At 66.1% G+C, this 24,412-nt stretch carries 20 protein-coding genes; 12 read left to right on the top strand and 8 right to left on the bottom strand.

Features of this window, described 5'->3' with window-relative positions; translation table 11 throughout:
* Positions 1-40 precede the first annotated feature (40 nt).
* Complete coding sequence (locus tag AAA969_RS08665) at positions 41-2,011, top strand: transglycosylase domain-containing protein (RefSeq protein WP_338245624.1); 1,971 nt, start codon at positions 41-43, stop codon at positions 2,009-2,011.
* Here AAA969_RS08665 and AAA969_RS08670 read toward each other — a convergent pair.
* Complete coding sequence (locus AAA969_RS08670; protein ID WP_338245625.1) at positions 1,945-2,814, bottom strand: ion transporter; 870 nt, start codon at positions 2,812-2,814, stop codon at positions 1,945-1,947. The two genes, AAA969_RS08665 and AAA969_RS08670, sit on opposite strands and share 67 nt — an antisense overlap.
* A 168-nt stretch (positions 2,815-2,982) precedes the next feature.
* Here AAA969_RS08670 and AAA969_RS08675 point away from each other — a divergent pair, with 168 nt between their 5' ends.
* The 4 genes from AAA969_RS08675 (at position 2,983) to AAA969_RS08690 (ending at position 7,237) form a co-directional block, all read left to right on the top strand.
* Positions 2,983-5,013 carry a putative bifunctional diguanylate cyclase/phosphodiesterase gene (locus tag AAA969_RS08675; RefSeq protein ID WP_338245626.1) on the top strand — a complete coding sequence of 677 codons (2,031 nt, stop codon included), beginning with the start codon at positions 2,983-2,985 and terminating at the stop codon, positions 5,011-5,013.
* On the top strand, positions 5,010-5,426 hold the full coding sequence (locus AAA969_RS08680; RefSeq protein ID WP_338245627.1) for a PAN domain-containing protein: 417 nt from the start codon (positions 5,010-5,012) through the stop codon (positions 5,424-5,426). The genes AAA969_RS08675 and AAA969_RS08680 overlap by 4 nt, the downstream gene beginning before the upstream one ends.
* 179 nt (positions 5,427-5,605) lie before the next feature.
* Positions 5,606-6,688 carry a DUF2336 domain-containing protein gene (locus tag AAA969_RS08685; protein WP_338245628.1) on the top strand — a complete coding sequence of 361 codons (1,083 nt, stop codon included), beginning with the start codon at positions 5,606-5,608 and terminating at the stop codon, positions 6,686-6,688.
* A 75-nt stretch (positions 6,689-6,763) separates the two neighbouring features.
* Positions 6,764-7,237: a hypothetical protein gene (locus AAA969_RS08690; RefSeq protein WP_338245629.1), complete on the top strand. Its 474-nt coding sequence runs from the start codon at positions 6,764-6,766 to the stop codon at positions 7,235-7,237.
* Positions 7,238-7,280: 43 nt separating this feature from the next.
* Here AAA969_RS08690 and AAA969_RS08695 read toward each other — a convergent pair whose 3' ends face one another.
* The 4 genes from AAA969_RS08695 to AAA969_RS08710 form a co-directional block, all read right to left on the bottom strand.
* Entirely contained in the window at positions 7,281-8,474 is a 1,194-nt protein-coding gene (locus AAA969_RS08695) for a mechanosensitive ion channel family protein (protein ID WP_338245630.1), read from the bottom strand.
* A complete protein-coding gene (locus AAA969_RS08700) occupies positions 8,471-10,078 on the bottom strand; it encodes a peptide chain release factor 3 (protein WP_338245631.1) in 1,608 nt (535 codons plus the stop codon). The genes AAA969_RS08695 and AAA969_RS08700 overlap by 4 nt, the downstream gene beginning before the upstream one ends.
* 64 nt (positions 10,079-10,142) lie before the next feature.
* Entirely contained in the window at positions 10,143-10,532 is a 390-nt protein-coding gene (locus AAA969_RS08705) for a hypothetical protein (protein WP_338245632.1), read from the bottom strand.
* A gap of 56 nt (positions 10,533-10,588) precedes the next feature.
* Positions 10,589-10,918, bottom strand: a complete 330-nt coding sequence (locus AAA969_RS08710) for a DUF1491 family protein (protein ID WP_338245633.1) — start codon at positions 10,916-10,918, stop codon at positions 10,589-10,591.
* 57 nt (positions 10,919-10,975) lie between these two features.
* Between AAA969_RS08710 and AAA969_RS08715 the strand changes: the two genes are divergently transcribed.
* The 4 genes from AAA969_RS08715 (at position 10,976) to AAA969_RS08730 (ending at position 18,633) form a co-directional block, all read left to right on the top strand.
* Positions 10,976-12,697, top strand: a complete 1,722-nt coding sequence (locus AAA969_RS08715) for a cellulose biosynthesis cyclic di-GMP-binding regulatory protein BcsB (RefSeq protein ID WP_338245634.1) — start codon at positions 10,976-10,978, stop codon at positions 12,695-12,697.
* 89 nt (positions 12,698-12,786) lie between these two features.
* Positions 12,787-13,683, top strand: coding sequence for a hypothetical protein (locus AAA969_RS08720; protein WP_338245635.1), 897 nt, complete (start codon positions 12,787-12,789; stop codon positions 13,681-13,683).
* Positions 13,684-13,878: 195 nt separating this feature from the next.
* Positions 13,879-15,462: an ABC-F family ATP-binding cassette domain-containing protein gene (locus AAA969_RS08725; RefSeq protein ID WP_338245636.1), complete on the top strand. Its 1,584-nt coding sequence runs from the start codon at positions 13,879-13,881 to the stop codon at positions 15,460-15,462.
* Between the two features lie 810 nt (positions 15,463-16,272).
* Positions 16,273-18,633: a DEAD/DEAH box helicase gene (locus AAA969_RS08730; RefSeq protein ID WP_338245637.1), complete on the top strand. Its 2,361-nt coding sequence runs from the start codon at positions 16,273-16,275 to the stop codon at positions 18,631-18,633.
* 302 nt (positions 18,634-18,935) lie between these two features.
* Here AAA969_RS08730 and AAA969_RS08735 read toward each other — a convergent pair whose 3' ends face one another.
* The gene (locus AAA969_RS08735; RefSeq protein ID WP_338245639.1) at positions 18,936-20,678 is read right to left on the bottom strand and encodes a PAS domain-containing sensor histidine kinase; all 1,743 of its coding nucleotides are present in this window, start codon (positions 20,676-20,678) and stop codon (positions 18,936-18,938) included.
* 206 nt (positions 20,679-20,884) lie between these two features.
* On the opposite strand from AAA969_RS08735, the gene AAA969_RS08740 reads away from it, so the two are divergent.
* From AAA969_RS08740 to AAA969_RS08750, 3 genes are all read left to right on the top strand, one after another.
* Complete coding sequence (locus AAA969_RS08740) at positions 20,885-21,922, top strand: hypothetical protein (protein WP_338245640.1); 1,038 nt, start codon at positions 20,885-20,887, stop codon at positions 21,920-21,922.
* A gap of 229 nt (positions 21,923-22,151) precedes the next feature.
* The gene (locus tag AAA969_RS08745; RefSeq protein WP_338245641.1) at positions 22,152-22,472 is read left to right on the top strand and encodes a hypothetical protein; all 321 of its coding nucleotides are present in this window, start codon (positions 22,152-22,154) and stop codon (positions 22,470-22,472) included.
* 110 nt (positions 22,473-22,582) lie between these two features.
* Positions 22,583-23,002 (top strand): SufE family protein, encoded by a 420-nt coding sequence (locus AAA969_RS08750; RefSeq protein WP_338245642.1) that lies wholly within the window; start codon positions 22,583-22,585, stop codon positions 23,000-23,002.
* Positions 23,003-23,197: 195 nt separating this feature from the next.
* Here AAA969_RS08750 and AAA969_RS08755 read toward each other — a convergent pair whose 3' ends face one another.
* Together AAA969_RS08755 and AAA969_RS08760 are read right to left on the bottom strand one after the other, a co-directional pair.
* A complete protein-coding gene (locus AAA969_RS08755) occupies positions 23,198-23,911 on the bottom strand; it encodes a DUF6456 domain-containing protein (protein ID WP_338245643.1) in 714 nt (237 codons plus the stop codon).
* A complete protein-coding gene (locus AAA969_RS08760; protein WP_338245644.1) occupies positions 23,908-24,276 on the bottom strand; it encodes a helix-turn-helix domain-containing protein in 369 nt (122 codons plus the stop codon). Before AAA969_RS08760 ends, AAA969_RS08755 begins: the two co-directional genes overlap by 4 nt.
* Between the last annotated feature and the right edge of the window lie 136 nt (positions 24,277-24,412).

Below are 24,412 nucleotides of genomic sequence, written 5' to 3' on the forward strand. Positions count from 1 at the left end.
TGGGGGGCTTTAGACTGAGCCCGACAGGGATGGCTATAGCATGCAACAGACGCCGTTTCGCGCCGACCACATGATGGAGCGTGACCAGCAGAGCCGCCGCATCCGACATATCCTTGTCGGTGTGCTGGGCGGGCTTGTGCTGCTGGGCACGCTTGTGACCGGGATCGGCTGGCACTGGGCCTTCCATGACCTGCCGCCCTCACCGACCAGCGCCGCCGAGCTGTGGGCGACGCGGCGCGAGCCTTCGGTCACCCTGATGGACCGCGAGGGGCATGTGCTGGCGGTGCGCGGCCCGCTCTATGCCCGTGCGGTGGCGCTGGACGCCCTGCCCGAGCATGTGCCGCAAGCCTTCCTGGCGATCGAGGACCAGCGCTATTACGCGCACAGCGGGGTTGATCTGCGCGGTGTGATCCGCGCCCTCTGGGTCAATTTCCGGGCCGGACGCTCGGTCCAGGGCGGCTCGACCATCACCATGCAGCTGGTCAAGAACCTGATCCTGTCGCCGGACCGCGAGCTGCGCCGCAAGATCCAGGAGATGCGGCTCGCGCGTCAGCTGGAAACCCATCTCAGCAAGACCGAGATCCTCGAGCTCTACCTCAACCGGATCTATCTCGGCGCCCGTGCCTTCGGGGTCGAGGCCGCAGCGCAGCGCTATTTCGACAAGCCGGCGACCGAGCTGACCCTGGCGGAGGCGGCCCTGCTGGCGGCCCTGCCCAAGGCGCCGAGCCGGCTCGATCCGACAGTCAATCTCGCCGCCGCCCAGGCCCGCGCGGCGACCGTGCTCGATGCCATGCTCGAGGCCGGCTATATCGACCAGGACGCCCATGACGCGGCGATCGCCGAACCGGCCGCGCCGGTCTCCGACACGTCTGATCCCAACGCCACGGCGAACTGGGGCCATGCCTTTGACTATGCCCTCGCCGAAGCGGCCGGCCTGGTCGCTGCCGAGGTGCCCGACCTGGTCATTCACACCACGCTCGACCCGGCCCTGTCGCGTGCCGCGCATGATATCGTCGAGGACGTGCTGAACGAAGAGGGTGCGGCGCAGAATGCCGGCGAGGCGGCAGTCGTCCTGCTCGCACCGGACGGCGCGATCCGGGCCTTTTCCGGCGGGCGCGACTATGCGGCCAGCCAGTTCAACCGCGCCATGCAGGCCCAGCGCCAGCCGGGTTCGGCCTTCAAGCCCTTCGTCTTCACCGCCGCCCTCGAAGCCGGCTACGATCCGTCCTCCGCGGTGTGGGACGAGCCGGTCGACCTGGAAGGCTGGACGCCGCAGAATTTCTCCGGCGGGTTTCGCGGTCTGGTGACGCTGCAGGAAGCGCTCAAGCGCTCGATCAACACGGTCGCGGCACAGGTTGGTGACCAGGTCGGGATTGCTCGCGTGGTCGAGGTCGGACGGCGTTTTGGTATCACCTCACCCTTGCCCGAACTGCCCGCCATCGCGCTCGGCGCCGCCGAAGTGAACCTGCTCGAGCTGACGTCGGCCTATGCCGTCTTTGCCAATGACGGGGCGCGGCGGACACCGTATTTCATCACCTCGATCACCAATTCCCGCGGCAACATCCTGTTCGAGCATGTCGACACCCCGGCCCAGCGGGCAACCACCGCCGAGGTCGCACGCTCGATGTCGACCATGCTGCAGGATGTGGTGCTGGCCGGGACCGGGCGCCGGGCTGCCCTGCCCGGACGGGCCTCGGCCGGCAAGACCGGCACCAGCCAATCCTTCCGCGATGCCTGGTATGTCGGCTACACGGCCGATTACACGGCCGGCGTCTGGGTCGGCAATGATGATGACAGTCCGATGGACAATGTCACCGGCGGCGGCCTGCCGGCGATCATCTGGCAGCGCTACATGACCCGGGTCCATCAAGGCCTGCCGGCCCGGCCGCTATCGGCGCCGCCCCCCCGCACGCGCTCGGAACGCGAGGAGCGGCTGGCCGCCTTCTATTCCGACCTGTCGGCGTCTTTCTCGGCGATACTGGCCGACGCACCACCGCCCAGCGAGCGCTGAACCAGCCCGGTCAGGGTCGCGATCTCGGTCCGCATCTCGGCGATCTGCTGGTGCAGCTTGTCGCGATCGGCATCGGCTTCGGCGTCGCGCGCCTCCTCATCATCGAAATGCTTGGCCTGAAGGCTGTCGACGATGATAGCGATGAAGAGGTTGAGCACGGCGAAACTGGTCAGGACGATGAAAATCAGGAAGAAAATCCACGCCCAGGGGTGGAATTCCATCACCGGCATGGCGACATCGGTGGCCCAGCCTTCCAGCGTCATCACCTGGAACAGGGCAAAGGCACTCTCGCCCAGCGAGCCGAAACGATCCGGATTGCTCTCGGCGAAGAATTTCGTCGCCATCACGGCCGAGACGTAGAACATCAGCCCCAGCACGGCCATCACCGCGCCCATGCCCGGAATGGCGCGCAGCAGGGCCTCGACCACCTTGCGCAGGTCCGGCATCACCGAGAACAGGCGGAAGGCCCGCACGATGCGCAGCGCCCGCAGGACCGAGAAGCCACCGGCCGCGGGCAGGATCGAGATAATGATGACGGTCAGGTCGAACCAGTTCCAGCCATTGGTGAAGAAGCGGTGGCGGTAGACGATCAGCTTGAGCAGGATCTCGACGACAAAAACGCCGACGATCACGCGATCGATAATGGGCAGCCAGGTGTGGAACCACTCGCCCTCATAGGGGTAGGTCTCCAGCCCCAGCGTGATCGCGTTGAACACGATCAGCGCCATGATGAAATCGCGGAAGCGCGAACTCTCGACGAAACCCTTCACGTCCATCCCCTCCGGCTCACGGTGCGGCCGCATCCAATTGGCTGTCCCTGCTTGCTCCTAGCTGCCTCCCCGCGGAAATTCAATCAGGCGTTGCCAGTTCAAATTTGAGGAAAATCGCCGATAGATCGAATTTTACCGGACCGCTTATCCACGATTTAAGAGCAATCGGTCCATAAGCGCCTCAGCCAAACACGAGAGCTGATGATGCGGCCTGCCAGCCCGGAAACGCACACCACGCCAGACCCGATTGACGCACGCGGCACCGACCGCGCGGCCGGCAAAGCTCGTCGGGATCGTCCGGATGGCCGCCAACCCCGGATCAGTGCCCGCGACATCACGGTCGCCTATCAGCCGATCCTGCGCGGCGCCGCAATCGCCACCCTGTGCTACTTCCTGTTCGACATGGTGACCCGGATCCTTTTCCCCGGCGGGCCCTTCGAACCGGCAATGACCGTGTCGCTGGCCCTCAGCTCGCTCCTGGTGATCGGGGTCCGGCGCTATCTCGGCAAGCGTCTGACGACCAACCGCGTGGAAGGGTGCGGCTTGTTGATGGCGGGGCTGCTCGTGCTCAACGCCAATCTCCAGCAATTGCTCGATTTCCAGGAAGAAAACCTGGCGTATGCGGTTCTGATGATGCCGATCTTCGCCACCATGCTGCCTCGTCTGCGCAGCATATCTGTAACCATCCTGGTTTCGCTGATGTGCTATTTCGGCCTGATAGCGCTCAATATCCCCGACCGGCTCGGTGACTATCTCTGGATCGGCCTGTCCGGCGTTGCCGCAGCGGTGGCGATCGCGCTGATCGTCCGCAATGCGGTGATTTTCTCGATCAAGTCGCACCGCGATGCGATCCGGGATCGCAAGACGGCCGAGGCCCTGGCCGCTGAAGCCCGCCATCTGGCCGAGTGCGACGCGCTGACCAACCTGCCCAACCGGCGCAGTTTTTTCGTGGCCCTGGAAAGCCGGCTCGAGCGCCTGCGCCAACATGGCGAGCCCTTCATCCTCGGCCTGATCGACCTCGACGGCTTCAAGCCGGTCAATGACACCTATGGCCATGCGGCCGGCGATGAAATGCTCAAGACCGTGGCCCGGCGGCTGGGCGGCGTGGCCGGTGACAGCGCCATGCCGGCGCGGCTCGGTGGCGACGAATTCGCCCTCATCGCCCCGGCGCCGTGCACCCGCGCCGAGACCGTACTCCAGCTCGGGCACCGGATCGAGGCGGCGCTGTCGCGTCCCTATGATCTTGGCGATTACACCTGCAAGGGCTCGGGCTCGGTCGGCCTGCTGATCTGCAATGATCCGAGCCTGAGCACCCACGACCTGATGGAGCGGGCCGACCACGCCCTGTATTTCGCCAAGCGCGCCCTGCAGGGCAAGGCGGTGCTCTTCAATGCCGCGCTTGAACACGAGATGACGGCCTCCAGCCAGGTCGACAAGGCGCTGCGCCGATGCGACTACGAGGCCGAGTTCACGATCAAGTTCCAGCCGCAATACGACATCATCAAATCGAAGATCGTCGGCTTCGAGGCCCTCGCCCGCTGGGACTCCCCGGAGCTCGGCCCGGTCTCACCGGACGTCTTCATCGCGGCGGCCGAGCGGGCCGGACTGATCCGCCCGTTGACCCAGGTCCTGCTGTCCAAGGCACTGGCCGAGATGGCAAGCTGGCCCGACCATCTGATACTGGCCTTCAACCTGTCGGCCCACGACCTGATGTCACCGCAGGCCATGGACAGCGTGCTGGAAACCGTGCGCGCCAGCGGCCTGCCGGCCAAGCGGATCGAGTTCGAGATCACCGAAACCGCCATGATGAGCGATTTCAACCAGGCCCGCCGCGCCATCAACCGGATTTCCGAGGCCGGCCACTCCGTCGCCCTGGATGATTTCGGTGTCGGCTATTCAAGCCTGCAATACCTGCAGCAGCTGCCCGTCTCGAAACTCAAGATCGACCGCTCCTTTGTCAGCCAGATGCTCGAGGACAGCTCGTCCTACAAGATCGTCCGGACCATGCTGTCGCTGTCGCAGACGCTCGATCTGGGCTGTGTCATCGAAGGCGTCGAGAGCGAGGCCCAGATGCATATCCTGCGCTCCCTCGGCGCCCGCCATGTGCAGGGCTATCTGATCGGCGCGCCGATGGCGGCGGACGCGGTCATCCCCAGCCTCGGCGCGAAGCTCAGCTTCGGGCCGTCGCGACCGGATATCTGCCCGCCGACCCACCGCCGGGCACGGGCATGAGCCCGTCCCGCGCGCAGCGCCGCAGCCGGCTGTGGGGGCGACTGGCTCTGCCGGCCCTGCTGGCTTTGGGCCTGACCGCCCCCGCGGCCCTCGCCGATGATATTCTGGAAGGCCATGCCCGGCGCGGCGCCGTCTATCAGCGCCTGACCATGGAAGACCTCACACCGCAGACCTGCGCGGCCTTGTGCGCCGGTGATGGCCAGTGCCAGTCCTGGGTCTGGACCCGGGCCGAGCTGACCGGTACCGATCCGGGCTGCGATCTCCTCTCCGCCGCGCCCACGCCCTACCGGGCGCCGGGCCAGGTCACCGGCCTCGCCCGTTCCCTCAGCGAGCGCATCGACGCAGCCGCCGAACGCCCGCCCAGCGCGCGCGAACTGCCGGCCCTGCGGGCGACCTTGCGCGGCCCGTACTGAACAATGGCCCTAAGGAGGCTGGCCGGACGGTCCCGGCCAATGGGCCCGGCCGATGGGCCCGGCCGATGGGCCCGAAATCTGAACAATTGCCCGAGAACCAGACAATTTGAATGATCGCTGCCACGATTTTTTTACCGGCTACGGGCATCCTGCCCGTTCACTATCGCGCGGAGTGGGACATGGCGGTCATCAGCAAGCTCAATAATCTGGTCGACCTCGCGCGCGAAAAATCGAGCGATCGGCGCCGGACCCTGTTGCGCGAGGTGACCGATCTCTTCTTCGAGGAAACGCCTGAACGCGACAGCGCCGTGTCCGGGCGCTTCGATGAAGTGCTCAGCGCCCTTGCCGAACAGACCGCCCTGGAAGCCCGCGAGGAATTGTCCCACCGCTTCGCCGGAACCGAGCTGGCACCGCGCGGCCTGGTCCTCAAACTGGCCCAGGATGCGATCGAGGTTGCCGCCCCGATGCTGACGCGGTCCTCGGTCCTGTCCGAGGACGACCTTCTGAGCATTGCCGAAAAGGGCGGCCAGGATCACCTCAAGGCGATGTCGCGCCGTGAGGCCGTGTCCGAGCGTCTCTCTGACACCATCGTGCGCCGCGGTGATGACGAGACCGTCGCCACCCTGATCTCCAATGACGGCGCCCGGCTCTCGCGCGAGACCTTCGAAACCGTCTCGGAACGGGCCGAGACCTCCGAGATCCTGCAGGCGCCGCTGGTCAGGCGCGCGGACACGCCGAACGACATTCTCGCCGACCTGATGCTAACCGTGCGCAATCACCTGCGGGACCAGATCATGGACCGTTTCGACAGCGTCGATCCGGCGATCATCGACCAGGCCATGGCCGTCTCGAAAGCCCGCCTCGCGGCACGCATGAAGCACGACAAGTCGATCGCGGAAGCCGAGAAATTCGTGCGCTCCATGGCGATGCGCAAGAAACTCGACGGCACACTCCTGGCCAGCCTGCTGCGCCAGGGTGACCATGTGAAATGCCATGTCGCCTTCGCCGAAATGAGCGGGGTCGACTATATCGCGGCCAAGCGGGCGCTGGAGCAGGAAAGCATCGATCCGCTGGCCCTGATCTGCAAGTCCGCCGGCTTCGACAAGGCCCTCTTCGTGACCCTCGCCGTGCTGCGTCACAACAAGGGTGAGGATGCCTTCCGCGACGCCCGCGAACTGGGCAAGCTCTACGACACCATCTCCGAAGACGACGCCGCCCGCGCCATCCGCTTCTGGCGCATGCGCCGCGACATGGCGGCCTAGTAACCGGTGTTTCAGCGGGCTGCGCAGCGGGCTCCATGATTGCCGGTTGGCGACCTGTCATGGCAGTCTTCCACGATGCCGACCCCTTTCGACCCCGCCCTTGCGATACGCGCTATCCAGACGCTGGAAACATGGCTCACAGACGCGGGTCTGCGGCTGCAGATCATGCCGTCGGACTTCGCAGTGCTCGACAGCGATGCGACCGACATCCTGATCCACAGCGAAACCCTGCCGCCCCTGCGCATCACCGTGTTCGACGAGTATGGTGATCTCGGTACCGCAGACACCTTGCTGGCCTTGGTGATGATCGGGCGAGGCTTTGGCGAGATCGAGGACGCGCCGGACTGGCGACGCTGGGCCCTCGCCGAAGGCCTGGAGGCCGATCATCCGGCCGTCCGACTGCTCCACGATCAGCTGTCCGCCGCACGGGCGAGTTTTCGCGCCGCCTGGGGCGATGTGCCCGATCTGGTGTCGGATCTCGACTGGCAGCTGAATGCCGGCACAGCGCAGGAGCTGCGCCGGCGAGCGGGACTGTTGCCGGGCGCATGAGGCTCCGGGTGCACGGCGGTGCGGACGACGTCCGCAGGGCTTGTCAGCCCTTGCTGGCCGCGTCCGCCGCCACCGCCTGCGATGCGGCATTGCCAGGCGGGCTGAACAGCTCGGCGCCGCTCTCCAGATAGAGGCTGGTCGAGGGGAAGGCGAATTCGGTCCCGGCGCCCTCCACCGTGTCCTTGATGAAGAAGGCGAGTTCTTCCTTCAGGCGCAGCCACTCGCCCCAATTGGTGGTCTTGGTGAAGCAGTAGAGCATGAAGTCGATCGAGGACGGGCCGAAACTGTCGACCCGCATGAAGGTCGAGACCTCCGGTGCCTGGGCATATTCGGGATGGGTCTCGACATAGGCGAGAACCTTGTCGCGGATTTCCTTGAGCTGCTCGACCGTGGTGTCGTAGCGCACACCGATAATCCAGTAGGTCCGGCGATGGGTCATGCGCGAGAAATTGGTCGCGGCACTGTCGGAGAGCTTGGAATTGGGCACATAGACCGGGCCCTTGTCGAACCGGCGCACCACGGTGGAGCGGAAATTGATTTCCTCGACAGTGCCTTCCACCACCCCGTCCACTTTGACCCAGTCACCCGGCAGGAAGCGCTTTTCGGTCAGGATCAGGATGCCGGCGATCAGGTTCTTGAACAGGTCTTGCGCGCCAAGCCCGATGGCGACGCCGAACAGGCCCAGACCGGCGACAATGCCGGCCACCGGAATGTCCCAGACCTGCAGCACGGCGGCGGCACCGACGATGATGAAGACGATACGCAACGCCTTGGTCATCCAGTCGATCATCACCGGGGTCAGGGCATTGCGCACGCCCTGCAGCGCATGGGAGAGCGGACCGACCGCATTGTGCAGGGCCCAGAACAGCGCGATCACGACCAGGGACTGGACGAATTGATGACCGCGCAGGGTACCCTGGTCGCCGATCTGCAGGATGTTGAGCGAGAAAAACAGCGCGACGATCACCGGCACCAGCTTCATCGGTCCCGCCAGGGCGTCGACGACAGCATCGTCAAAGGTGGTTTCGCTGCGCTTGGCGAGACGCTTCAGCACATCGATCAGCCAGCGCGAGATCAGGCCCCGGGCCGCGAAGCCGATCAGGACCACCAGCAGGGCCAGCAGCCCCTGTCCGACACCGACACCGAGAAACGACGTGTTCCAGACATCGACAGCGATGGCCCAGAGCTGTCCGGTCTGACCGGCCAGCGTGTCCTCGATCGGCGGGCTCGTGGTCATGCCGCGCGCTCCTTGGCTCGGTGGAAGGTGATGTCGGGGAATTTCTCCTCCGAATAGGAGACTTCCCAGGCGGATTTGGCGAGGAAGACCGGGTCCCCGTTGATATCCTCGGCCATGGCCGATTTATGCCGGTCGGCAAAGGCCTCGATCTTGGCCCGCTCGCCGGTCACCCAGCGCGCAGTGTCATAAGGAGCCGGTTCGAAATCGACCTCGAGGCCATACTCCGCTGCCACCCGCTCGCGCATCACGTCGATCTGCAGCGCCCCGACGGCGCCGACGATGAAGTCGCCGCCCAGCGTCGGCCGGAAGAGCTGGGTGACCCCCTCCTCGGCAAGGCTTTCGAGTGCCTTCTTGAGATGCTTGGCCTTGAGCGGATCGGCGAGACGAGCGCGGCGCAGGATTTCCGGGGCGAAATTGGGAATGCCGGAGAAGCGCAGCTTGCCGGTCTCGGACAGGCTGTCGCCAACCCGCAGGGTGCCATGGTTGGGCACACCCATCACATCACCGGCAAAGGCCTCGTCGGCGATCTCGCGGTCCTGTGCGAAGAACAGGATGGGCGAGGACACGGTCAGCTGTTTGCCGGCCTCGGTCTTCAGCTTCATGCCGCGCTTGAAGGTGCCCGAGCACAGACGCACGAAAGCCACCCGGTCGCGGTGATTGGGGTCCATATTGGCCTGCACCTTGAACACGAAGCCGGCGACTTCCTTGCCGCCCGGCTCGAGTTCGACTGCCTCGCCATTGCGGATCGCGGCCATCGGTCCCGGTCCGGGAATGATGTCGGCCAGCCCGTCGAGCAGTTCGCGCACGCCAAAGCCGCGCAGCGCCGAGCCGAAGAAGACCGGCGTCATGTGGCCTTCTAGGAAGCTCTGCATCTTGAAGGCCGGGCACAGCTCGCTGGCCACCTCGGCGCCCTCGGTCAGCTCGTCCAGCTCGGCCTCGGAGATGTGTTCGCGGATATCATTGCCATCGATAGACCAGCGCGGGCTGGCCGCCGTGTCGTCGCGGTCATCGCCCGGCTTCACATAGCCGACCAGATCGCGGGTCCTGAGGTCGAGCACGCCCTTGAAACGGTTGCCCGAGCCGGACGGCCACTGCATCGGCACGGTGTCCAGCGCCAGCTTGTCCTGGATGTCTTCCAGCAGGTCGACCGGATCGAGCGCCTCGCGGTCCATCTTGTTGATGAAGGTGACGATCGGGATATCGCGCAGGCGGCAGACCTCGACCAGTTTCAGGGTTCGCGGCTCCACGCCCTTGGCCGCATCGAGCACCATGATGGCACTGTCCGCTGCCGTCAGCGTCCGATAGGTGTCCTCCGAGAAGTCCTCGTGGCCCGGCGTGTCGAGCAGGTTGAACAGGAGCGTCCGGTGCTCGAAGGTCATCACCGAGGCGGAGACCGAAATCCCGCGTTCCTGCTCGATCTTCATCCAGTCCGACTGGGTCCGCCGGTTCTCGCCGCGCGCGCGCACCTGGCCGGCCAGCCGGATCGCCCCGGCAGACAGCAGCAGCGTCTCGGTCAGCGTCGTTTTACCGGCATCCGGGTGGGAGATGATCGCGAAGGAGCGGCGACGCGCCCATTCCGGAGCGTCAGGGGTCGGGGAAGTCATGGCGGGCTCACAGGTCATGCAAGCCGTCCGGTTACCCTGTTACCGCCCCGCTAGGCAAGCCACCTCAAGCGGCGAGCCAGACCTGGTCATTGATCTGGTGGGGGGTCAGGTGACCGTCACGCTGGTCACGCCAGAGCGAGGCCAGGGTTGTGATCGTGACATTGGCATAGCGCAGCCCGACCTCGGCATGGCTCGTCGCGCCGTCCGGACGGACCGCCAGCAGGGCATTGGCCCCGGGCGCGATATAGCTGATCAGCGCGACGATGTGCTGGACATGCTCGGGCTTGTTGTGGGCGATGTTCGGATCCGCAAACACCGCCTCGCGCACCAGCCCGTTGAGCTGGGCCGCGGTCAGGCTCTCGATCTGGGCCGGGGAGAGCGGCAGCTTTTCGGAGCGCAATATCCCCTTGAGATCTCCCAGATCGAAGACGACATCATTGAACAGAAACAGCATGGTGAACCCGGTCTCTGAGAAGCCATTTGATCGGACGCCAGTCTAGCGGCGCGGCGTTAAGGATTTTCTACCGGCTCGGTCAGGAAGTGACGTCCCTGGCGGTCCTCGATCTCGATCAGCCAGAGGTCGGGATCCTGGTCGATCCGCTTGCGACACCACGCATCCAGGCCCGGCTCATCGGTTTCCCGCCGGCGCGTCCACATCCGTTCGCCCTGATCGTCCCGGGACGGCACATAAAGATGGGCCAGGGTCGGGCTGCTCACCACCTTTACGAGCACCGCCCCGGCATCTTCGTCTCCCCGGCGAATCACATAAACCGCCGCCAACCCCAATTCAGCCCTGCGAATCAAGGCGTCGACCCAGAATTTCGATTTAAGCGCACTCATTTTCGTTGCTGGCCGCCCAATTGCTTAATAGTTTGTAAACGGGTGAGGGAGTGTTTCATGTTTGTACGCGTATTGTCGTCCGCGGTCGTGGGTCTGGCTGTCATGGCCGCTGGCTCATTCTCCGCCTGGGGGCAGGACATGTCGCCGACCGGCCAGCCTGACGCCAGTCAGACCGCCGCTATGGACGCGACCTCCATTGCCACCCCGGTTACCACCGAAGCCGTTAATACCGAAGAGCGCAGCCTGTCGGACCTCGACGGGCAGGCCGATGCCTTCATCCTGTCGACCTCGCGGGAGCGCGTCGATATCCGTTTCTTCCTGCCGCCACATGTCGACACCACCGAAGCCTGGCTGCGTCTTGCGGCCCGTCCGGCGAGCGACAGCACGGGCGGCCTGATCCATGTCTCGGTCAATGGCGGCGAGGCCATCACCATCCGCCCGCAAGCCCGGGCCATGGAAGCCCGCTTCGCCCTCTTCTCCGATGATTTCCGCCCGGGCGAGAACACGCTCGAGCTGGCCTACTCCACCGACATGCCGGCTCCGGGCTGGATCGTCGACGCGCGCCGCTCGCAGATCCGCCTGACGCTGGAGCCGACCGGCGTCATCGACACGCTGGAATCGCTCGAAGCCGCCCTCGCCGCCGACTTCGCCGCGCCGCGCCGGATTGCCCTCATCACCGATGAGAGCCGCGACCGGGTGACGCTGGAAAGCCTCGTCGCCCAGGGTCTCGCCCTGCGGGCCGGACAGGTCCCGCTGTTCACGAGCGATGCCGCCGAGGCCGATCTTGTCGTGCGGATCGCCGACAATGACCGCCTGGCCGCCGATGACCGCGCCGCGCTGCGCTCGGGTGACCGCTCCAACGGTCCGGAGATCGGCTTCCGCAATGACGGCATCCCGCACCTGGTCATCACCGGCCGCAATCTCGACGAGGCCGTGGCCGCGGCGCGCCTGATGGCCGCCCGCTCCTTCGTCGGCTATCGCCAGACCTTCATCGCCGCCGACGCGATGACCGCAGCCCGCCTTGGCGTCCGCCAGATCCGTGATGCCCGCACCATGCATACGGATGCCGATCTGCGCACCTTCGCCGACAGCGGCCTGCCCTTCAGTGCCGATCAGGGCTCGCGCACCGCGGTGCAGTTCTCGACCCGTTTCGACGCCGACCGTCATGGCGCCCTCTCCGTCCTTGCCCGCGCCGCCCTGATCAGCGGCGAAGCCTGGCTCTATGCCTGGTATGGCGATGCCGATGACGTCGCGCCGGCCGATCACAACCTGCTGGTCATCGGACCGGGATCGACCGAGATCGCCGCCGTTGACCGCAATGCCCCGCCCGAGCTGCGGGCCGCCCTGCGCGCCGCCGAACGCTCGCGCGGACAGCGTGGCCTGATGCGCCTTGCCGCCGCGGCCTATGCCGATGCCGCCGACGCTGAAGTCGGGACGGAAGTGGGTATCGGCGTCGCCTCCCTGTTCCGCGACCAGGCCAATGACGGCCGCTGGATCGCGACCCTGACGGCACCGGACATGGCCTCCTTCGAAGCCGCCGGACGCTCGCTGGCGCGCTCGGACCTGTGGACCGCGCTGGAAGGCCGGGCCGCCGTCTGGAGTGCCCGCGGCGTGACCGCGCTGGACTATGCCATCGTCGCGCCGACGATGACGGACCGGATCCAGGAATTTGCGGTCGACCACACCCGCGACGCCGCCTTCCTGCTGATGGGCGCCGCCTTCCTGCTCCTGATGCGGGCCTTCTTCGGGCGTCGCAAGCGGGTTCGCGTTCAATCCTAGTGATTGAATTCGCAGAGCATTAACCACCCTTCTTCACGCGGCATCAAACCCGGCCTGCTAGACAGATCCTCTCACAAGCGGGATCTGTCATGCACGCCATTGTCAAAGCGCTCTGCCTCGGTCTGGGCCTCACCAGCCTGACCGCACCGGTCCTCGCCGACGACGCGACCGCCGCGATTTTCGGCGAGCGTCAGCTGGCGATGGCGGTGGATACGCGCTGCGGCCTGTTCACGTCGAACCAGCGCATGGCGCTCGACGCGGCCCGCCTGCAGGCCCGCGGCCTGTTGCTGCGCGAGGGCATCTCGCAATACGCGCTGGATGACTATACCCGCGACCTGCAACAGCAGGCCGCCGGCATTGCCTGCAACGACCCCGCCGTCGCCGACCTGCAGGCCCGCGTGGTCGAGGGCTTTGTCGGCTGGGTCCGGATCCGCTCGATGGACTTCCCGGGCGCCCATTTCACCTGGACCGCCAGCCGCAGCACCATGCCGGACATGGCCGTCTGGTCGGTCGTCCAGGACCAGGGCGACCTCAAGATCGGCGTCTCGACCCGCGATGGCGAGCGCCGGCTCAGCCTGGCCCTGCCCGGCGGCCAGACCGCGACCAGCGCCATCCTGATCCTGCGCGACATGGAACGTCAGCCGACCCTCTATGACGCCACCATGGGCGGTACCTATACCGGCCCGACCGACGCGCCCTGGGCGCGCTGGACCCCACCGCGCTTTGCCCAGTCCCGCCACTGGGCCTCCGGTCGCACGACCGGTGCGGACGCGGCCGACCTGGCCGGCAGCGCGCAAGCGACCCTGTTCGATTTCCCGATGTCGACCGCCGACGCGCTCGCCGCTCGCGATCCGCGCGAGACCGCCCGCGTCGAACTGATGGATCGCCGCGGCAATATCATCGCCAGCCACTATATCGAGATCGGCGATTTCGGCGCCGCCCTGGCCTTCCTGCGCAGTGCCGATCGCGGCGAGACGCCGAGCTAGCCGCGCCCCCGAACGCCCCCGTTTCCCGGTAACAAAACGCCCCGGCGCCGCACCCGGCACTGGGCATGCTGCACTGCAGCGGCTATGACCCGCACCGGAGCCGTGGCATGACGCCCGGCGGGCGCATATCGGCGCGTCCTGATCCGGCCCCGAATTCGCCACTCGGACCCGCGCAGTGAAAGTTCAGCCTCGACCATGCTCACGATCTCCAATCTCGACTATCGCATCGGCGAACGATCCCTGTTCGAGAATGCCTCGGCACAGATCTCCGGCGGCTGGAAAGTCGGCCTCGTCGGCCGCAACGGAACCGGCAAGTCGACCCTGCTGCGGCTGATCCGCGAAGAGATCGACCAGCCCTCCTCCGACAAGTCGATCCGCCTGCAGCGCGGGGCCCGGATGGGCTGGGTCGCCCAGGAGGTACAGCCCTCCGACACCACCATTCTGGACGTGGTGCTCGCCACCGACGCCGAGCGTCACAGCCTGATGCAGGAATCCGAGACCGCCACCGACCCCGACCGGATCGCCGAGATCTATGTGCGTCTCGCCGATATCGACGCCTGGACGGCCGAGGCCCGTGCTGCCGAAGTCCTGATGGGTCTGGGCTTCACCGATGCCGACCTGTCGCGGCCGAGCCGGGAGTTTTCCGGTGGCTGGCGCATGCGCGCCGCGATTGCCGGTGTGCTCTTCTCCCAGCCGGACCTCCTCCTGCTCGACGAGCCGACCAACTATCTCGATCTCGAGGGCGCGGCCTGGCTGGAAACCTATCTCAAGAGCTACCCGCACACCGTGCTGATCGTCTCGCACGACCGCGAAATGCTGAACCGCTGCGTTACCCACACGCTGGCACTGGAGCACAAGCAGCTCTCGATCTCGCCCGGTGGCTATGACGCCTGGCTGAAATTGCGGGCCGCCAAGACCGCCCTGCTGGAAAGCCAGCGCGCCAAACAGGAAGCCGACCGCGCCCACCTGCAATCCTTCGTCGACCGCTTCGGCGCCAAGGCCTCCAAGGCCAGCCAGGCGCAGTCGCGCGTGAAACAACTGCAGAAGATGCAGGAAATCACCATCCCGCTGGCCGAGCGCACGACGCCCTTCTCCTTTCCGACCTCGACCGACAAGCTCGCCGCGCCGCTGCTGCAATTGCGCGATGCGGCCGTCGGTTATGGCGAGGACGCCAAGATCCTCGACAAGGTCGATCTGCGTCTCGATCCGGATGACCGCATCGCCATTATCGGGGCCAATGGCCAGGGCAAGACCACGCTGGTCAAATCCATCGCCCGGCGCTTGCCACTGATGTCGGGCGAACGCACCGCAGCGCGCTCGCTGCGCATCGGGTATTTCTCGCAGGACCAGATGGATGAGCTGCGCCCGGGCGAAACGGTGCTGGACCATGTCCGCGACGTCCTGCCCGAAGGCACCACCCCGTCCCGCTGCCGGGCCGTCTCGGCCGCGATGGGCTTTTCCCACGAGAAGGTCGAGACCAATATCGAGAAACTGTCCGGCGGCGAGAAGGTCCGCCTCCTGCTCGGCCTGATGTCGCTGGAAAAGCCGCACATCCTGATCCTGGACGAACCGACCTCCCACCTCGATATCGACAGCCGCGAGGCCCTGATCTACGCGCTCAACGACTATAACGGCGCCGTCGTCCTGATCACCCACGACGTCTATCTCGCCGAAGGCACCGCCGACCAGCTCTGGCTGGTCAAGGACGGTCGTGCCGACCGCTATGACGGCAACCTCACGGATTACAAGAAGCTGATCCTGCAAGCGGATAAACGGTAGAGCGGCGCAGGCCGGGATCCGGCCTTCTCATCGCCACCACCACCGTCATCCCACGGTGACCGCGACGCGGGCATCCGGGGGACCTTCTCTACCAGATCCGCAGTACTGCCCCCGACCTCAACGCTTCACCTCGCGCCCCAAACGCTGAGGTCCCCCGGATCCCGGCTGGCGCCGGGACCGTGGGATGACGGTGGGAGTGATGACAGGTCTAGTTGGGAAGCGGTGTCCCAACGCGCCTGACGCAGATCCATCCATAAATCACTTGTCAGCCAGCGGGCCGTATCCGGTTCTTCAGGTCAAGGGTGTAACCGCTCAGCGGCCCGTCGGGCCCTTGACCTGAAGAACCGGATACGGCGAACTCCCGGCAAGCGGTTTATGGCGGGCTGTGCGCCGCGGGCGCCCGCTTTTCTTACCCATCCCCCCACCACCACCGTCATCCCACGGTGACCGCGAAGCGGGCATCCGGGGGACCTTCGCTACCAGATCCGCAGTACTGCCCCCAACCTCACCACTTCACCTCGCGCCCAAGCGCTGAGGTCCCCCGGATCGTCTCTCCGCCACGACCGTGGGATGACGGTGAGGCTGAGGAGCGAACCGGCCATAAGGCCTCTCCCATATTCCGCCCCCCCCCTCACCCCCACATCTGCATGACCGCCCTGCTGTCGCACGATTGGCCTTTTGCCTCTGACCTGTGCTACAGCCGCGTTCGTATTCCGGCCAGTCGCCCTATCGGCGCCCTTACCGGGACGACGATGGAACCCGGCCACTGATGGGTGTGGTCGGCATTTTGGCACTGGAACACAGCTTTATATGACTCTGAATCCCCGCATTGCGCCGGCGCTCGCCGCTGCGCTTGAAAAGAAGGGCTATGCAGCCCTTACCGAAGTCCAGTCCGCCGTGATCGCGGAAGACGCCGACGGGCGCGACCTGCTGGTCTCGGCCCAGACCGGCTCCGGCAAGACCGCCGCCTTCGGCATGGCCCTCGCCCCGACCCTGCTCGGTGACGACAATGAATTTGGCCAGCCCGACCTGCCGATGGCCCTGATCGTGGCACCGACGCGCGAACTCGCCCTGCAGGTCCAGCGCGAACTGGCCTGGCTCTATGGCGATGCGCGCGGCCAGATCGCCTCCTGCGTCGGCGGCATGGATCCGCGCACCGAACGCCGCACGCTCGAGCGCGGCTGTCACATCGTGGTCGGCACACCCGGCCGCCTGCGCGACCATATCGAACGCGGCGCCCTCGACATGTCGGCCCTGCGCGCCGTGGTCCTGGACGAAGCCGACGAGATGCTCGATTTCGGCTTCCGCGAAGACCTCGAATACATTCTCGATGCCGCCCCGGCGAGCCGTCGCACCCTGTTGTTCTCGGCCACCGTGCCGCGCGCCATCGCCGATATCGCCCGCCGCTTCCAGAAGGACGCGCTGCGCATCTCGACGGTCTCCGAGCGCGGCCAGCATGCCGATATCGAATACCGCGCCCTCTCGGTCGCGCCGTCCGACCGGGAAAACGCGATCATCAATGTTCTGCGTTACTACGATGCCGAGCGCGCCATCATCTTCTGCGCCACGCGCGAAGCCGTGAACCGGCTGTCGGCCCGTTTCGGCAATCGCGGCTTTGCCGCCGTAGCCCTGTCCGGCGAGCTGACCCAGAAGGAACGGACCCACGCCCTGCAGGCCCTGCGCGATGGCCGGGCCCGGGTCTGTGTGGCGACCGATGTCGCCGCCCGCGGGATCGACCTGCCGGGTCTGGAACTGGTCATCCACGCCGACCTGCCGACCAATTCCGACGTGCTGCTGCACCGCTCGGGCCGGACCGGCCGGGCCGGCGCCAAGGGGGTGTGCGCGATCATCGTCCCGCACACGCGCCGTGGCCGCGCCCAGCGCCTTCTGCGCGATGCCAAGCTGCAGGCCGAATGGGCCGACGCGCCGACCGCCGATGACGTCCGCGCCCGCGATCGCGAGCGCCTGATGGCCGACCCGATCCTGACCGAGGCCGCCGACGAGGAACTGGCCGCCGACGCCAAAATCCTGCTCGAGAAATTCAGCGCCGAGCAATTGGCGGCCGCCTTCCTGCGCGCCCGCATCGCAACCCTGCCGTCCGCCGAGGACCTGCTGTCCGGCCCGGCCGCCCAGAACGACCGCCCGGAACGCGCCCCGCGCGAGAACTTCAAGGCAAGCGTCTGGTTCCGCCTGTCCGCCGGCCGCAAGGCCAAGGCCGAGCCGCGCTGGCTGCTGCCGCTGATCTGCCGTCTGGGTCATGTGACCAAGCGCGAGATCGGCTCGATCCAGATCGGCGAGACCGAGACCCGGTTCGAGATTGACGCCGCCCATGCCGACCGCTTCGCCAAGGCGCTCGCCGAAAACGGCGGTGGCGAGAACAATATCCGCGTTACCCCCGATGACGGTTCGGACATGCAGCGCGCCGGACCGAGCGACGGCCCGACCGATGCCCGCACACCGAAAATGCGTCACCGCGAAAAGTCCCGTCATCGCGAGACCGACAGTGACGGCTACCCGGTCAGCCGCCCGCGCGAGGATCGGGCTCCGCGCGCCGAGACGAGCGGCGACTATGAGGACCGCAAGCCCTACGCCCAGCGCGAGCGCGACGGCGAGACCGGCGGCGACAAGCCCCGCTACGAAAAGAAGCCGTACGAGAAAAAGCCTTATGAGAAAAAGGCGTTCGGCGACAAAAAGCCGTACGGGGACAAGAAACCCTATGGCGACAAGAAGCCTTACGAGAAAAAGCCCTATGGCAAGGCGGCCGAGGGTGAGCGCCCCTTCAAGGGCAAGCCGAAGCCGGATTATGGCCGCGCCGAAAGCCCGGTCGGCGGCGACGAGAAGCCCTGGGAGAAGAAGCCCCGCGCTGACAAGCCGTTCAAGGGCAAGCCGTCCGGCGACAAGCCCTTCCGGTCCGAGCGTCCGGCCGCAGCGGCCAGCGATGACCGTCCGGCCCGCAAGGCCCGTCCGACCGGCGACCTGACCAATCCCAATGCCCGCCCCGACAAGGGCGAGGACAGCGCCTGGGCCCGCAAGCGCAAGCCCGCGGCCGGTGGTTTCAAGAAAAAGGCGGGTGGCTATGACAAGCCGGCCGGCAAGAAGCCTGGTCCCAAGAAGGATGGTGGCAAGCCGTTCGAAAAAGGCGCCACCCTGAAGCGCAAGCCGAAGGGCTGAGGCGCGCGTCGGTCGCGACTGCACCCCACCCATTTTTCCCGGATCGCGCTGGCGCGCGTCCGGGAAAAATGATTAGGACATGTCTGAACGAGAAGCGCCCCGCGCGCACTCCCCCGTATATCACTTGCCGGGAGATCGCCGAACGCCGCCACTATTATTCCCACCGTCATCCCACGGTCGATACGCAGCAGCGATCCGGGGGACCTCTGTTTTCCCGTCGACAGAATAGCTGAGGGCCCCCGGACAAGCCGGGGGATGACGGTAGAATTGTTTGAAGTCGCGAAGAGTCGCGAGACTCAGTCCTAAGCCACATCCGCCGTCTTCGCGGCCGACATGTCCTGACCGGCTTCCTGGGCGCGCTGGATCTGCTGGCGGACGTCGAGGCCCGGATGGGGTTCGATGACCGCGGTGGTCTCGGCCAGGATGGGCAGTGAGATGGTCACCGTGGTGCCCTCACCCTTGCGGCTGGCGATATTCATCGTGCCGCCGTGCAGCTCGGACAGGGCCCGGACCAGGGACAGTCCGAGACCGGTGCCGCGCTTCTCGATATCACGCGCATTGGCAGCCTGCTGGTAGGGCTGGCCGAGACGTCCGGCGTCTTCCGGATCAATACCGACACCGCTATCACCGACCGCCAGCACGAGCTGGCCACCGGCCGGGCGGGCCATGACCACGATGGCGCCACCCTTCGGCGTGAACTTGACCGCGTTCGAGAGCAGGTTCAGCAGGATCTGGCGCAGCGCCTTGCGGTCACCCTCGACCATCAACGGACCGTCATGCGGCTTGACCTTGAGATTGATGCCGGCCTCTTCGGCCTGCAGGCGCATCATCTTGGCCGAGAGGCCCACCACGTCGCTGATATCGAAGGTTTCGCGGACCAGCTCGTAGCGATCAGCCTCGATCTTCGACATGTCGAGCACGTCGCCGATCAGCTCCATCAGGTGCTGGCCGCTTTCATGGATCAGGTCGGCATATTCGGCATAGCGCGCCGGCATCGGGCCGAACAGGCGGGCCTTCATCACATCGGAGAAGCCGATGATGGCGTTGAGCGGGGTGCGCAGCTCATGGCTGACCGAGGCCAGGAACTGGGTCTTGGCGCGGGCATCTTCCTCGGCGGCTTCGCGGGCGTCACGGGCCTCCTGCAGGGCCGCGGCCAGGGCCGGGCCGCTATCGCGGGACAGTGCGATCACCGAGCCGCCATGAATGGGGTGGGTCTTGACCAGAACATCTTCGCTGCGGCCGCGGACGCCGCGAATGACCAGCGGTCCCTCGACATCACGCAGTGCGGCCCGGCGGCCGGAAGCGGCCAGCTGGGCCCGGTCTTCCTCGTCGAAGCCGAGATCGGCGAGCGGAAGACCTTTCAGCTCGCGCGGCAGGCCCGGCGAAAGCTCGCGCAGGCCCTTGGACGCGGCGAGGATATGGCCATCCGTATCGCAGGCGACCAGCGGCACGGGCGAGGCATCAAAGGCCTTGGCCCGAACCCGGCCACGCTCGGCTTCGGCGCGGATCTGGTCGGCCTCATGGATGGCGCGCAGGGCGCCGAAGGCGAAGCCGGTCGACAGGGTCAGCACGCAGCCCAGCACGAAGGGCAGGTGAAGCTCGACCGCGATCGGGGCCGGAGCGACGAAGCCGGTGATCTGGAGGCCGGCGACAACGAGTGCGGCCAGGCCGGACTGGGCCGCCGCCTTGATGATGCCATCACGCTCGCCGCAGGCAGCCGCCATGGCCGGCGCCAGCAGGAAGGCGAGGACACCAATTCCGGTCACGCCGCCGCCGGTCAGCGTGACGCCGACCGCAAAGCCGGTCCAGACCAGGGCCAGCAGGAAACGCTCGAAAGCGCGGTCCATGCGAGGGATGATGAAGGCGCTCAGCACCGCCGGGGCGGCAATCGCGGCGACCAGCAAGGCCTTTTCCAGCGTGGTGCCGTCAAGGACTGGCCAGAGCCGCGGCAAGGCGGCCGCGAGCGTGCCAAGCCAGATGAGGTTGACAAGCGTCCCGCCTTGGCGTGCGAACCAGGCTGCTATGGCAGGGGATTTCGGCTTCATGTCAAACCGGTGCGACTCGCTTGTTTTGCTGAACAGAATCTTCGCCTTTGTCGTTAACAAATGCTGAATCTTAAACTTTGCGCGTTTACGCATCCCAGCCGCTAAGCCTTGTGATAATTCATCCGAACCTCCCCCTTGGATGTCCATCGAAGGCGAGGCAGTATGAAGACGGTTCACAAGAGCCGGGTCCAAGGGAGCATTGTGTGATGTTGACGACTCTCCTCGCCATCGGCGCGCTGAGCATGAGCACGAGTCTGACACTGCAAGAGAACACCGGGCCGGAGGACGCCGGGCAGGCGCCCGCCACCGCCCCCGTGCTTCAGCTCGCCCCCTCCGCGGACCCGACGCCGACCATCGTCGAGCGCTCGGCCGGTGAATACGCGGCCTATCACAGCGTGATTGCCGATCTCCATTCGGCACCGATCCAGTCCGGCGACGATCTTGACGATGCCATGAACCGTCTGACCGCCTTCTACGGCGAGGAACGCCTGGTCCGGGCCTGGATCGCCTATGCGGCCATCATCGCCGCGCGCCATCCCGAATATCTCGATGAAGTGCGGGAGCTGGCCGACTATTACGGTCCGGAAGCGGCCATGACCGGGCTGATGTATGATCCCAGCTTCGCAACCAGCTTTGCCTCCTCGCAAGAGGCCCAGACGTCGGTGGTGGATGCCATGGCGGCCGACAATGCGGAGATCATGGACGTCTCCGAACGTTACCGCGCCGCCGCCTATGACTTGCAGAGCGAGCGCTGGGCCAATCGCAGCCATGGCGACCGCAGCGACCGGCTCGCCGAGCTCTCCCACATGGGCAGTGAGCCGATCGACATGACCGACGAGGTCCTGATGACGCTGGCCACCGGTTTCGACAATGGCCTGCCCGCCTCGTCGCTGTTCGAGCGCTATGAACCGTCTTCGGTCTCGAGCCGGGCCTCGATAGCCCCCCAATTGACGCTCACCGTCGGCGACGCGGCCGCGGATCCCGACCGAGCGCGGATCGGCCGCATTCTGTCGGTCGCGGCGCTTCAGGCCCTGAACAATGATGATCCGGCGCGGACCGACCAGGTCGTCGAGGCGCTGCTGTCCGATCCGGTGGTCGAGCGCTGCCTTGCCTGGGTCCGGCTGGACCTTCAGCAATGCGTTGCGGCCGGCCATTTCATGTATGAAGACAGCTTCTGCATCGCCGAGCACGCATTGATGGATGTCAGCCGCTGCCTCGGCAGCAGTGCGAGCACGGCGAATTGAGTCAAATTTGAGCGACCCCGTTAGTCGAATCCGGCCAATTGTTAACAAAACGTGTCCCGATCAGAGACACGATAAAAATTGTCGACAATTTTACACAAAATTCACGGGTCGAATTCGCACACCGTTTTCGGTAAAGCCCGTAATCGCTCGCTATTGCTCAATATTTTCCCTAGCCTCGATCCTGCATTGATATCGGTACACCCGATTTCGGTCAGGAATGAGGTCGAAGATGATGTTTCTACTGCGCGCTGCCTTCTGGCTTGCTGTCGTCAGTTTCTTCGTCCCGCAGGATTTTGCGGGCGAAGCGATGGATCTGCCGTTCCGCACGGCGGAGACGCGGATTGACGCCACCGCCAAGGTCTCCCAGTGGTGCTCCGACAATGAAGTGATCTGTGAAGCCGGCGAAGAAGCCGCACGGCTTGGCAGCTTCCTCGGCGAGATGGCCATGAGCCGGATCGGTACGGCCATCGAACAACACCAGGAACGCCAGACCGCGACCAACACTTCGGCCACGGCTCCGACCAACCCAGCCGCCCGCGCCAAGTCCTGATCCAGACCCGCTGACCCCGGGCGCCCGGCGCCCCCGACTGCCCTCAAACGCTCCGCAAACCGCACAGACGGCTTGCCTCGCCGCCTCGGCCGCACTACGTCGGCGATGACATGACGGCACAAGATATCCAAACCGAAATCGACGAACTCGTGGACGAGTTCGACTTCCTGGACGATTGGGAACAGCGCTATCGCTATCTCATCGACATGGGCAAGGCCCTGCCCGACATGCCGGAGGCCGAGCGCTCCGACGTCAACAAGGTCAAGGGCTGTGTGAGCCAAGTCTGGCTGGTTACCGAGCGTGACGGCAAGACCCTCACCTTCCGCGCCGACAGCGACGCCCATATCGTGCGCGGTCTCGCCGCCCTTCTGGTCCGTCTCTATTCCGGCCGCACCGGTGCGGAAATCCTCTCCGTCGACGCCCGTGACGTGCTGGCCCGCATCGGCCTGTCCGAACACCTCTCCCCGCAACGCTCCAACGGCCTGGCCTCGATGATCGGCCGGATCCGCGGGGAAGCGGCGACGCTTTAGGGCCAGGTACTACCGTCCTCCTTCAGTGAGCGTGCAGCGCCACACCTTTGCTCCATCCTCCATTTTTCCCGGACGCGCCTCGGCGCGATCCGGGACCTACGGGGGTCTCATCGCCTGCGGGATCGTTTCGTGGGTCCCGGGTCTTCGCCCGGGAAAAATGATGGGGTTGCGGGGCAACAGGTGCACCTCCCCCCCTCAAACCAACCGATAGACCTCCGCCAGGCGCGTCAGCGCCAGCCCCAGCACCGTCCGTCCCGACCGCGCCGCCCAGCCGAAGCGGCGTTCCAAGGCAGCGGCGCTGTCCTCGTGAACCAGGGCCGCCTCGATCACCCGGGCGAAGGTCGGACCGAGCGCGTCCAGCGCGTCCATGACGCGGTCCTTGGCCGCCAGCGCGCTGACTGCGGCGTCCTCCGGCCCGCGGCGCTGGCCTTCCGCCCGGCGCTGGGCGGTGGGCGACCAGTTGCGCGTCACCGGGCTCATCAGGGTCGAGCGGTGATAATCGGCGAGGAAGCGTTCACCGGCCTGGCGCTGGTGCGGATCGAGCCCGTCGAGCCAGGGGCCCAGCGCCCCCTCGCGGCGATTGGCCCTCACGGTGCGCACCGCGCCATTGGCTGCGATCACCGGACGCGCCTCCATCTCGCGATGGCGCTCGGCCGGATCCGGATCCTCGCCGCGCGTCCCCGCCCGCAACGCTGCCAGACCGTCGGCGGACAGGACCAGCCCGTTCTCGCGTCGCGCCAGCCAGCCGCAGGTCATCGCCTCATTGAAGCGCGCGGCGGCAATACGGGCGGTCGGGCGGCGACGACGGTCACCGTCCGGCAGAATGACCGCCCGGGCCTCGACCTCACCGGGGGCGGCCAGGCGGGCGCCAGGACGGGCCAAGGCGCGCATCCAGCGCGGCGCGCTCATGGTAGACGCTCCAGACCGGCGAGCCGCTGCAACCCGCTCAGGCGCGGCGCTGTGCGCAAAGCCGCCTCAAGGGCATCCATATAATCGTCAAAGGCGCGATCATCACGCCGATCCTCGATCCGGTGGCAGGCATGGGCCGCGGTCGAGCGGTCACGGCCAAAGGCCAGGGCAACCCGGCTCAGCGGCAGTTCAAAGGCGACATGGGCGAGATACATTGCGGCCTGGCGGGCCAGCGCGGTCTCGCGGGATCGTCGGGTCGGGGCCTCCAGCTCACGCTGCGAGATCCCGAAGGCATAGGCGACGGCGCTCTGGGCCAGCCGGGCCCGGGCAACGTCTTCTTCCAGCTTGCACATGACACTGCTCATCCGTGCACTCCCGTTCTGACGCGGCGCCCCGATGGCCGCGACTGACGTGATGCTAAGCAGGCTACACCCAGGTGGGGATAATATTCCTATTTTTGTTGTAAAGAAAGAGGGCGCCACCCTTGCGTGTGGCGCCCTC

Origin of the sequence: Maricaulis maris, assembly GCF_036322705.1 — a bacterium.
In the GTDB taxonomy this organism is placed as follows: domain Bacteria; phylum Pseudomonadota; class Alphaproteobacteria; order Caulobacterales; family Maricaulaceae; genus Maricaulis; species Maricaulis maris_B.

What these genes read in the sequence shown, in the direction of transcription:
- AAA969_RS08735 (WP_338245639.1), bottom strand. Translation starts at nt 20,678, where the DNA reads ATGAAGCCGAAATCCCCTGCCATAGCAGCCTGGTTCGCACGCCAAGGC.
- AAA969_RS08670 (WP_338245625.1), bottom strand. Translation starts at nt 2,814, where the DNA reads ATGCGGCCGCACCGTGAGCCGGAGGGGATGGACGTGAAGGGTTTCGTC.
- AAA969_RS08665 (WP_338245624.1), top strand. Translation starts at nt 41, where the DNA reads ATGCAACAGACGCCGTTTCGCGCCGACCACATGATGGAGCGTGACCAG.
- AAA969_RS08730 (WP_338245637.1), top strand. Translation starts at nt 16,273, where the DNA reads ATGACTCTGAATCCCCGCATTGCGCCGGCGCTCGCCGCTGCGCTTGAA.
- AAA969_RS08745 (WP_338245641.1), top strand. Translation starts at nt 22,152, where the DNA reads ATGATGTTTCTACTGCGCGCTGCCTTCTGGCTTGCTGTCGTCAGTTTC.
- AAA969_RS08680 (WP_338245627.1), top strand. Translation starts at nt 5,010, where the DNA reads ATGAGCCCGTCCCGCGCGCAGCGCCGCAGCCGGCTGTGGGGGCGACTG.
- AAA969_RS08675 (WP_338245626.1), top strand. Translation starts at nt 2,983, where the DNA reads ATGATGCGGCCTGCCAGCCCGGAAACGCACACCACGCCAGACCCGATT.
- AAA969_RS08740 (WP_338245640.1), top strand. Translation starts at nt 20,885, where the DNA reads ATGTTGACGACTCTCCTCGCCATCGGCGCGCTGAGCATGAGCACGAGT.
- AAA969_RS08705 (WP_338245632.1), bottom strand. Translation starts at nt 10,532, where the DNA reads ATGCTGTTTCTGTTCAATGATGTCGTCTTCGATCTGGGAGATCTCAAG.
- AAA969_RS08725 (WP_338245636.1), top strand. Translation starts at nt 13,879, where the DNA reads ATGCTCACGATCTCCAATCTCGACTATCGCATCGGCGAACGATCCCTG.
- AAA969_RS08710 (WP_338245633.1), bottom strand. Translation starts at nt 10,918, where the DNA reads ATGAGTGCGCTTAAATCGAAATTCTGGGTCGACGCCTTGATTCGCAGG.
- AAA969_RS08760 (WP_338245644.1), bottom strand. Translation starts at nt 24,276, where the DNA reads ATGAGCAGTGTCATGTGCAAGCTGGAAGAAGACGTTGCCCGGGCCCGG.
- AAA969_RS08685 (WP_338245628.1), top strand. Translation starts at nt 5,606, where the DNA reads ATGGCGGTCATCAGCAAGCTCAATAATCTGGTCGACCTCGCGCGCGAA.
- AAA969_RS08715 (WP_338245634.1), top strand. Translation starts at nt 10,976, where the DNA reads ATGTTTGTACGCGTATTGTCGTCCGCGGTCGTGGGTCTGGCTGTCATG.
- AAA969_RS08750 (WP_338245642.1), top strand. Translation starts at nt 22,583, where the DNA reads ATGACGGCACAAGATATCCAAACCGAAATCGACGAACTCGTGGACGAG.
- AAA969_RS08690 (WP_338245629.1), top strand. Translation starts at nt 6,764, where the DNA reads ATGCCGACCCCTTTCGACCCCGCCCTTGCGATACGCGCTATCCAGACG.
- AAA969_RS08755 (WP_338245643.1), bottom strand. Translation starts at nt 23,911, where the DNA reads ATGAGCGCGCCGCGCTGGATGCGCGCCTTGGCCCGTCCTGGCGCCCGC.
- AAA969_RS08700 (WP_338245631.1), bottom strand. Translation starts at nt 10,078, where the DNA reads ATGACTTCCCCGACCCCTGACGCTCCGGAATGGGCGCGTCGCCGCTCC.
- AAA969_RS08695 (WP_338245630.1), bottom strand. Translation starts at nt 8,474, where the DNA reads ATGACCACGAGCCCGCCGATCGAGGACACGCTGGCCGGTCAGACCGGA.
- AAA969_RS08720 (WP_338245635.1), top strand. Translation starts at nt 12,787, where the DNA reads ATGCACGCCATTGTCAAAGCGCTCTGCCTCGGTCTGGGCCTCACCAGC.